Annotated in this window: 8 protein-coding genes; all 8 read right to left on the bottom strand. The window is 69.2% G+C overall.

Annotated features, from left to right (window positions below; translation table 11 throughout):
• Positions 1–235 precede the first annotated feature (235 nt).
• On the bottom strand, positions 236–1,372 hold the full coding sequence (locus PSQ40_RS13415; protein WP_273952039.1) for an alginate lyase family protein: 1,137 nt from the start codon (positions 1,370–1,372) through the stop codon (positions 236–238).
• Between the two features lie 219 nt (positions 1,373–1,591).
• Positions 1,592–2,488 carry a class I SAM-dependent methyltransferase gene (locus PSQ40_RS13410; RefSeq protein WP_273952038.1) on the bottom strand — a complete coding sequence of 299 codons (897 nt, stop codon included), beginning with the start codon at positions 2,486–2,488 and terminating at the stop codon, positions 1,592–1,594.
• 7 nt (positions 2,489–2,495) lie between these two features.
• Positions 2,496–3,431: a ParB/RepB/Spo0J family partition protein gene (locus PSQ40_RS13405; RefSeq protein WP_273952037.1), complete on the bottom strand. Its 936-nt coding sequence runs from the start codon at positions 3,429–3,431 to the stop codon at positions 2,496–2,498.
• A gap of 46 nt (positions 3,432–3,477) precedes the next feature.
• Positions 3,478–4,017, bottom strand: coding sequence for an RBBP9/YdeN family alpha/beta hydrolase (locus tag PSQ40_RS13400; RefSeq protein ID WP_273952036.1), 540 nt, complete (start codon positions 4,015–4,017; stop codon positions 3,478–3,480).
• Positions 4,018–4,053: 36 nt separating this feature from the next.
• Positions 4,054–4,824 carry a ParA family protein gene (locus PSQ40_RS13395; RefSeq protein ID WP_273952035.1) on the bottom strand — a complete coding sequence of 257 codons (771 nt, stop codon included), beginning with the start codon at positions 4,822–4,824 and terminating at the stop codon, positions 4,054–4,056.
• Positions 4,825–4,847: 23 nt separating this feature from the next.
• Positions 4,848–5,462 (bottom strand): LysE family transporter, encoded by a 615-nt coding sequence (locus PSQ40_RS13390; protein ID WP_273952033.1) that lies wholly within the window; start codon positions 5,460–5,462, stop codon positions 4,848–4,850.
• 156 nt (positions 5,463–5,618) lie between these two features.
• Positions 5,619–6,269, bottom strand: a complete 651-nt coding sequence (gene rsmG / locus PSQ40_RS13385) for a 16S rRNA (guanine(527)-N(7))-methyltransferase RsmG (RefSeq protein ID WP_273952032.1) — start codon at positions 6,267–6,269, stop codon at positions 5,619–5,621.
• Positions 6,266–8,272 (bottom strand): tRNA uridine-5-carboxymethylaminomethyl(34) synthesis enzyme MnmG, encoded by a 2,007-nt coding sequence (mnmG, locus tag PSQ40_RS13380; protein WP_273952031.1) that lies wholly within the window; start codon positions 8,270–8,272, stop codon positions 6,266–6,268. Before mnmG ends, rsmG begins: the two co-directional genes overlap by 4 nt.
• Positions 8,273–8,446 lie beyond the last annotated feature (174 nt).

Genomic DNA, 8,446 nt, shown 5'->3' with positions numbered 1-8,446 from the left:
AAACACATCCAGTCGGTGCAGGCCTCCGTGGCTTGGGCCGTCCTGGTTCGGTGAGTCGTCCTGATTTGTCTTCCGGCTCATCGATGGTGTAACTGTAGGTGTTTACCCCAATCAATAAAACCACCTGAGCAGCAAATAGGAATTTCTAAATTAGCAACAATCGGAGGCTTGAAAGGCGGAACTAAATGCCCAGAGGGTTGTCCACGGGGGTTCCAGCGCCTTCGCGAGGCGGTTTTCAGGGCGGAAGGCGGTCGCCAGCCACGCTGTTGAGCCAAGCGCGCAGGGCCACGCCGCGGCCCAGGTCGCCCAGACCCAGGTCATCGGCGTCCCCCGGGACGCCGGTCAACACCGGGCCCCCGGCGGCGCCTGGGGGCACCATGCCGGGTTGCAGCGCCTGAACCAGGACCACAAAGGCCTGCCAGGCGCCAGCCGCCGGGCGGCCTGTGATGGCGGCGCTGCGCCGCGGTGACGGCCCCCGGGCCTCGGCCTCGCGGGCCAGCGTCCAGGCCACGCTGTGCGCCATCGACGCCCCGCTGGGCGTGCCCCAGCGGTACAGGTCGGGGCCGCTGCCGCGCAGGGCCAACGCCAGGGTCAGCAAGGCGCGCAGGTCATCCACCTGGTCGGCCAGTTGTTGGCGGGCCTGGTAGTCGAGGCTGGCGCCGTCGGGCAGCAGGTTGTCCATCAACTGCTGCTGCAGCCCCAAGCGCACGCGCGACACCCAGCCCGCATCACCCAGGGCCAGGCCGATCAGGCCCACGGTCTTGAGGCGGTGGCTGTGCTGTCGGTCCTGGGCACTGGGCCCGCTCAGGTCGCGCGAGGCCCACAGGGCCTGGGCCCAGGCCTGCCACCAGGCGTCGATGCGGGCCCGCTCCGGCGCGGGCAAAGCCGGGCGCAACAGCCGGTAGGCCCACAGCGCGGGTTCCAGCCGGCTGGCCTCCAGCGGTTCGCCCGACGGTGGCAGCCGTGCGGCCCAGGCCTGCAACACCTGGCTGGCACGCTGCGCATAGGCCGCCTCGCCGGTCATCTGAAACAGAAACCCCAGCGCCTGCAATTCGACCAAGCCCTCGGGCGTCGGCGCGGGTTCGGGCGCCAGGCGGGCGGGCACCCCGGGGGCACGGTCCCAGTGCTGGGCCACCCAGCGGTACTGGGCCTGCACATAGGCCGCCAAGGCCGGCTCCTGAGCGGTGCGCTCGCGCAGGCGTTGCCACTGGCGCTCGGGGGGCCAAAACGCCGCCGGGCCCAGGGGGGCTGAGGGTGGCACGGCCACCATGCCCCCTGCCGAGGCCGCCGGGGCCGCCGCCACGGCCGCCCCGGGCAGCCCGGCACCGACGCTCAGCAACAGCGGCAGCCAGGTGAGCAGGACGGGTTTCATGGCATTCCTCCGGACACGGGGACACAGGTCAAACAGGGGCGGCGCAAGGCGACCGACCGCCCCGGCCCAGCCGCCCCACAGGGGCCTGCCGTCGGCGGCCGATAGCCCCCCGTTGAGCGGGATCATAGACCGCTCAGCCGGGGCCGCTCCAGCCCCTGGCCCAGCATCGCGGCCCAGGCCGCGGGGCTTGTTGCGCCTGGCCGGCCCCTGGGCCCGGGCTCAGAGGGCGTAGACCCAGACCGGGCGCCCGTCCGGGGCTTGCAGGCGGCTGTGGCAGGGCTGGCCGGCGACCTCGAACTCCAGGCTGACCAGCCAGCTGCCGGGCGCCATCTCGGCCTGCGCCTTGGCCAGCGCACGCGCCATGCTCTCGGGGCGCTGAAACAGGTAGACCACCTGGTAGTCGGCCCAGGACGCACGCCAGATGTCGGCCCGCCGCACCCGCGCCCAAGGGCAGCGCAAGGCACAGGCCCAACGCAGGGGCCAGCTCCACTCGAGGCCCTGCAACTCGGCCTCGGGCCAGGCGCGGCGCAGCGCGCGCAAACCGGCCCCCAGACCACAACCCGCGTCGAGCACGCGGGCACCGGGGGCCAGCGCGATCACACCAGGCAAGCCGTCGAGGGCCGCCAGGGGGGTGGGAAAGATCGGCGCGTCGCGCCAGGCATTGATGGGGTAGACCAGCAGCACAAAGCCCAACGGCAGCAGCCACAGCCAGGCCGGCAGGCTGACCAGGCCCGAGGCCAGCAGCGACAGCGGAAACCCCAGGGCCAGCATGAAGCGGCGCCACCAGCTGTGGCCCAGCACACTGCCCACCACCCCCAGCGCCGCGCCGGCCAGCAGGGCCAGCGCGACCCCCCACCCCGCGCGCGCCAGGCTGATGAACACCGCCCAGGCCGAGGCCCACACCAACAGGGCCGGCAAGGGCCAAGGCAGGCTCAGGCGGGCGCGCGGCGCGGCGGGCAAGGGCGAGGTGGCGACCGGGGCCGAAAACGCCTCAGGCGGGCCAAAATCTGAGGCCGACCCCGGTGGCGCCGCCGCGCGCGGGGCCGCGCGGGCCGCGGCCCGCTCCACCGCCTCGCGGGCGGCACTGCGGGGAGCACGGGGGCGCTGGCGGGCCATCGCGGACTCAGAGCGCGCGCAGGCGCTCGATCAGGCCATTGAGTTCGTCGAGCGAGCCAAACTGGATCGCCAGCTCACCCATCTGCTCGACCTGGCCATGGCGCTTGACGCGCTTCTTGACGCGCACCTCGACCGCCGCTGTCAGCAGGTCGGACAGCTCTTCTTCGACGCGCTTCAGGTCGCGCGATTTCTCCTTGTCCTTGGCGCTGACCTTGGGCGAGGTCAGGCTGAACTCGGCGCCGATCTTCTTGACCAGGCCTTCGGCCTCACGCACCGACAGCTTCTTGGCCACGATCTGGTTGGCCGCGGTGATCTGGGTCGCGCGGTCCAGCGACAGCAGCGAGCGGGCATGGCCCATGTCCAGGTCGCCGGCCATGAGCATGGTCTGCACCGGCTCGGCCAGGTTGAGCAGGCGCAGCAGGTTGGAGGCGGCGCTGCGCGAGCGGCCCACCGCCTGGGCGGCCAGCTCGTGGGTCAGGCCAAACTCCTTGACCAGGCGCTGCAGGCCCTGGGCTTCTTCGAGCGGGTTGAGGTCTTCGCGCTGGATGTTCTCGATCAGCGCCATGGCCGCAGCGGACTCGTCGGGCACGTCGCGGATCAGCACCGGCACGCTGTCCAGGCCTGCCAGGCGCGAGGCGCGGAAACGGCGCTCACCGGCGATGATTTCGTACTTGCCGTCGTTCGGGCCCGACTGCAGGCGGCGCACCAGGATGGGCTGCATGATGCCCTGGGCCTTGATGCTTTCAGCCAGCTCGTACAGCGCGCCCTCGTCCATGCGGGTGCGGGGCTGGTAGATGCCGGGCACCAGCTGGTCCAGCAACAGGGTGGCAGGCATGCCGCTGTTGGCAGCCGGCGGCGCGCCGTCGCTGCTGGGCTCATCCACCTTGGGGCCCAGCAGGGCCTCCAGTCCACGGCCTAGGCCTTTGGGTTTCTTGGTCACCATGGGTTGCTCGTCTTTCAATCTCGGTTCAAGGGGCGGGCCCCGCCACTCAGGCGGGCATCAAGGCGCGCAGCAGGGCCTGGCCCGCGGGCCAGTCGCCCAGGCCGGAATCGGCGTTGAGGTGGCCGGCAGGGCCTGCGGCCACGTACTCGCTGCCCCAGGCTTGGGCCAGGGCCTGGGCGTGGGCCTCGGCCGCATAGGGGTCGTTGCTGCTGGCCACCAGGGTGCTGCGGAACGGCAGGCGGCGGCGCTCGATCGGGGTCCAGCTGGGCAGCAGGGGGCGCAGGTCGTCGCGCTCCAGGTCGGGCGGCGCCACCAGCAGGGCCCCGGCCACGCGGTGGGTGTTGCGCGAATGGGCGGCCCAGGCCGCCACCAGCACGCAGCCCAGGCTGTGCGCCACCAGCAGCACCGGGCCGGAGCGGGCCAGCACGGCTTCTTCGAGCTGGATGTTCCAGTCGCCACGCAGCGGGCGCTGCCAGTCGTGCTGCTGCACGCGGTGGTAGGCCCACTGGGCTTCCCAGCGGCTTTGCCAGTGGGCCGGGCCGCTGTTTTGCCAGCCGGGCAGGATCAGGATGTCAGAGGGGTTCATGGCAGGGGTGCGGACAGGACGGTCAGGGCGCGGGGCTCACATGGTGCGGATGCGTTCCACCATCTCCTGGGCAAATTCAACAAAGGCCTGGCTGCCCTTGGCCTGGGCGTCGAACACCACGCCGGGCAGGCCGTAACTGGGCGCTTCGGCCAGGCGCACATTGCGCGGGATGACGGTGTGGAACACCTTGTCGCCAAAGTGGGCCTTGAGCTGTTCGCTGACCTGCTGCTGCAAGGTGATGCGGGGGTCGAACATGACGCGCAGCAGACCGATGATCTGCAGGTCCTTGTTGAGGTTGGCATGCACCTGCTTGATGGTGTTGACCAGGTCGGTCAGGCCTTCCAGCGCAAAGTACTCGCACTGCATGGGCACGATCACCCCGTTGGCGGCGCACAGGCCGTTGAGGGTCAGCATGGACAGCGAGGGCGGGCAGTCGATCAGCACGAAGTCGTACTGGGCATCGACCTCGGCCAGGGCCGTCTTGAGGCGCTTTTCGCGGCGCTCCAGCTGCACCAGTTCGACCTCGGCACCGGCCAGCTCGCGGTTGGCGCCCAGCACGTCATAACCGCAGGGTTCGGAATGCACCTTGGCTTCGGCCACCGAGGCCGACTCGATCAGCACGTCGTACACCGACATGGTGAGCTGGCGCTTGTCGATGCCCGAGCCCATGGTGGCGTTGCCCTGCGGGTCCAGGTCAACCATCAGCACGCGCTGGCCGATCTTCGCCAGGCCCGCGCACAGGTTCACCGTGGTGGTGGTCTTGCCCACCCCACCCTTTTGATTGGCAACACAAAAAATCTTGGCCATGAGGAGCTACTTGTTTCTTCGAATTATTTGGAAAGGACCAGCTTGACGCCGAAGCCAATCAGGAACACCCCGGCCAGCTTCTCCAGCACGCGGGTGATGGCGGGGTTGGCGCGCAGGCGGGAGGCCAGGTGGTGCGTCAGCAGCACCACGATCAGGCCGTAGGCGAACGTCAGCGCCGCGATGGTGGCGGCCATGACCCCGAAGGTCAGCAGGCCCTGGTGGTGGGCCGGGTCCACGAACAGCGGGAAAAACGCCATGTAGAAAATGATGGCCTTGGGGTTCAGCAGGGTGATGGCTGCGGCCTGGCGAAAGAACTGGCTCGGGCGGATGTTGAGCACCGGGGCATCGCCGGGCTGCGCGCGCAACATGCGAAAACCAAGCCAGGCCAGGTAGCCAGCGCCCAGCCACTGCACGGCCTGAAAAGCCACCGGCCAGGCGGCCAGCAAGGTCGCCACGCCAGCCACGGCCAGCCACATCAGCACCTGGTCCCCCGCGATGACCCCCAGCGTGGCGCCCAGCCCGCCGCGCACGCCCCCCTTGCTGGTCGAGGTGATCAGCGCCAGGTTGCCCGGTCCCGGGATGGCCAGAAACAGGACGATGGTCGCCACAAACGCACCGTAATCAGCAATACCAAACATGGGGGTTCTCCGGGAATTGAGCGGCCGAGTTTACGCGAGGCCCCAAAGCAAGCAAGCCAGACAGCGGGGGGAAACCACCGCTGGCTGGCTTGTAAAGCGGGCCGACCCCGCCCGGCTGACGGGGCCTCAGGCGGCCCATGCCGCGGGCCGGGGCGCTCAGTGGGGCTTCATCCAGATGATGCAGCGCTCCACATCGAGGGTCGGCACCTGCAGTTGTTCCACGTGAAACACGGTCACATCAGCAGGCAGAGCGGCCAGCTCATCGGCGGGGTGCTTGGCCTTCATGGCCAGCCAGACACTGCCCTCACCCAAGGCCGCACGCGACCAGGTGACAAAGTCGGGCAGCGAGGCAAAAGCCCGGCAGCTGACCACATCAAAAGGGCCCGTCAGGTTTTCGACCCGGGCATGCACACCGCGCAGGTTGGACAGCTTCAACTCGGCGGCCACCTGCTGCACAAAGGCAGCCTTCTTGGCCACCGTGTCGACACAGCTGACCGACAGATCGGGGCAGCAAATCGCAAACACCACGCCTGGCAGACCGCCCCCCGAGCCCACATCGAGCAGGCGCCGCCCTGCCCCACCCAGGCTGGCCAGGTGGCGCTGCAACGGCGGCACCGCCGCCAGGCTGTCGAGCAGGTGCAGGCTCAGCATCTCGGCCGGGTCGCGCACCGAGGTCAGGTTGTAGACCTTGTTCCATTTCTGGATCAGGGCCATGTAGTCCAGCAGGCGCCCCACCTGGGCATCGCTCAGCTCCAGTCCCAGGGTGCTCAGGCCGGCGCGCAGCGCGGCTTCGTGCGGGCGGCTCATGGGTTCACCGCCGTTTCCGGGGTGGTGGCGTCGGCCGTGGCGTCGGTGCTGAAGCCTTTGAAACCCCCCTTCTTGAGGTGAATCATCAACAGCGAGATGGCGGCTGGCGTGACCCCCGAGATGCGCGAGGCCAGCCCCAAGGTCTCGGGCCGGTGCTTGCTGAGCTTTTGCCGCACTTCAAAGGACAAGGCCGTGACCTGGCTGTAGTCCAGATCGGGCGGCAGGCGCAGCTTCTCGTAGTGCGCGGCGCGCTGCACTTCGTCGCGCTGGCGGTCGATGTAGCCCGAGTACTTGGCCGCGATCTCGATCTGTTCGACCACGGGCTCGTACAAATCTCCCAGCACCTCAGGCAGGACCGCGGCCGGCGTGGCCTCGGAGGCCACGGGCAGGTACTTGCCACCGTCAAGCGACATCAGGGCGGCGTAGCTCACATCGGGACGGCGCAGCAGGTCGGCCAGGTTGTATTCGTGCTCGATGGACTTGCCCAGCACGCGCTCGGACTCGGCGGCCGGCAGGTTGCGCGGGTTGACCCAGGTGCTGCGCAGGCGCTCTGTTTCACGTGAAACAGCCTCCTGCTTGCGGCTGAAGGCGGCCCAGCGCGCGTCGTCCACCAGGCCCATGCGGCGGCCGATCTCGGTCAGTCGCATGTCGGCGTTGTCCTCGCGCAGCTGCAGCCGGAACTCGGCGCGGCTGGTGAACATGCGGTAGGGCTCGGTCACCCCCTTGGTGATCAGGTCGTCCACCAGCACGCCCAGGTAAGCCTCGTCGCGGCCCGGCAGCCAGGCGGCTTCGCCCCGGCATTGCAGCGCGGCGTTGATGCCGGCGAACAAACCCTGGGCCGCGGCCTCTTCGTAACCCGTGGTGCCATTGATCTGACCGGCAAAGAACAGGCCCGCAATCTGGCGCGTCTCGAAGCTGCTCTTGAGCGAGCGCGGGTCAAAGTAGTCGTACTCGATCGCATAGCCCGGGCGCAGGATGTGGGCGTTCTCCAGGCCCACCATGCTGCGCACCAGGTCGTACTGGATGTCGAACGGCAGGCTGGTGCTGATGCCGTTGGGGTAGTACTCGTGCGTGGTCAGGCCCTCGGGCTCCAGGAAGATCTGGTGGCTGTCCTTGTCGGCAAAGCGGTTGATCTTGTCTTCGACGCTGGGGCAGTAGCGCGGGCCAATGCCCTCGATCTTGCCGGTGAACATGGGGCTGCGGTCAAAACCACTGCGGATGATGTCGTGCGTGCGCGCGTTGGTGTGCGTGATCCAGCACGGCATTTGCTGCGGGTGCATGGACGCTTTGCCCATGAAGCTGAACACCGGCACCGCGCCCGGCAGGCCACCCGGCACGCCATCGCCAGGCTGCTCGGTGCATTTGCTGAAGTCGATGCTGCGGCCGTCGATGCGCGGCGGTGTGCCGGTCTTGAGGCGGCCTTGCGGCAGCTTGAGCTCCTTGAGGCGCGACGACAGCGTGACGGCGGGCGGGTCCCCCGCGCGGCCCGCGGCGTAGTTGTTCAAGCCCACATGGATCTTGCCGTCAAGGAAGGTGCCCGCGGTCAGCACGACGGTGCGCGAACGGAAGCGGATGCCCACCTGGGTGACGGCCCCCACCACGCGGTCGCCCTCGACCATCAGGTCGTCCACCGCCTGCTGGAACAGCCACAGGTTGGGCTGGTTCTCCAGCATGCGGCGGATCGCGGCCTTGTACAGAATGCGGTCGGCCTGGGCCCGCGTGGCGCGCACGGCCGGGCCCTTGGAGCTGTTCAAGATGCGGAACTGGATGCCGCCCTCGTCGGTGGCCAGGGCCATGGCGCCGCCCAGGGCGTCCACTTCCTTGACCAGGTGGCCCTTGCCGATGCCGCCGATCGAGGGGTTGCAGCTCATCTGGCCCAGGGTCTCGATGTTGTGCGAGAGCAGCAGGGTTTTGCAGCCCATGCGGGCTGCGGCCAGGGCCGCCTCGGTGCCGGCATGGCCTCCGCCGACGACGATGACATCGAATTCTTGTGGGTACAACATGGTGGGTGCGGGGCTCGTGAAGCCCAAGACAGACGAGGCCGCCACAAAGGCTTGCAGCGGAGGGCCGGGGGCCCGAAACCCCTGATTTTACCGGGGTGGCCCCGCGAGCGCGAATCCGGGGCAAAGCCCTCACGGCGGCGCGGTGGGTTGGCTGCGCCAGCGCGGGCCCCACAA

Source organism: Curvibacter cyanobacteriorum, assembly GCF_028649475.1.
Taxonomy (GTDB): domain Bacteria; phylum Pseudomonadota; class Gammaproteobacteria; order Burkholderiales; family Burkholderiaceae_C; genus Curvibacter; species Curvibacter cyanobacteriorum.
The sequence above is the reverse complement of the archived record's forward strand: the minus strand, read 5'-3'. Positions and strand labels throughout refer to the sequence as shown.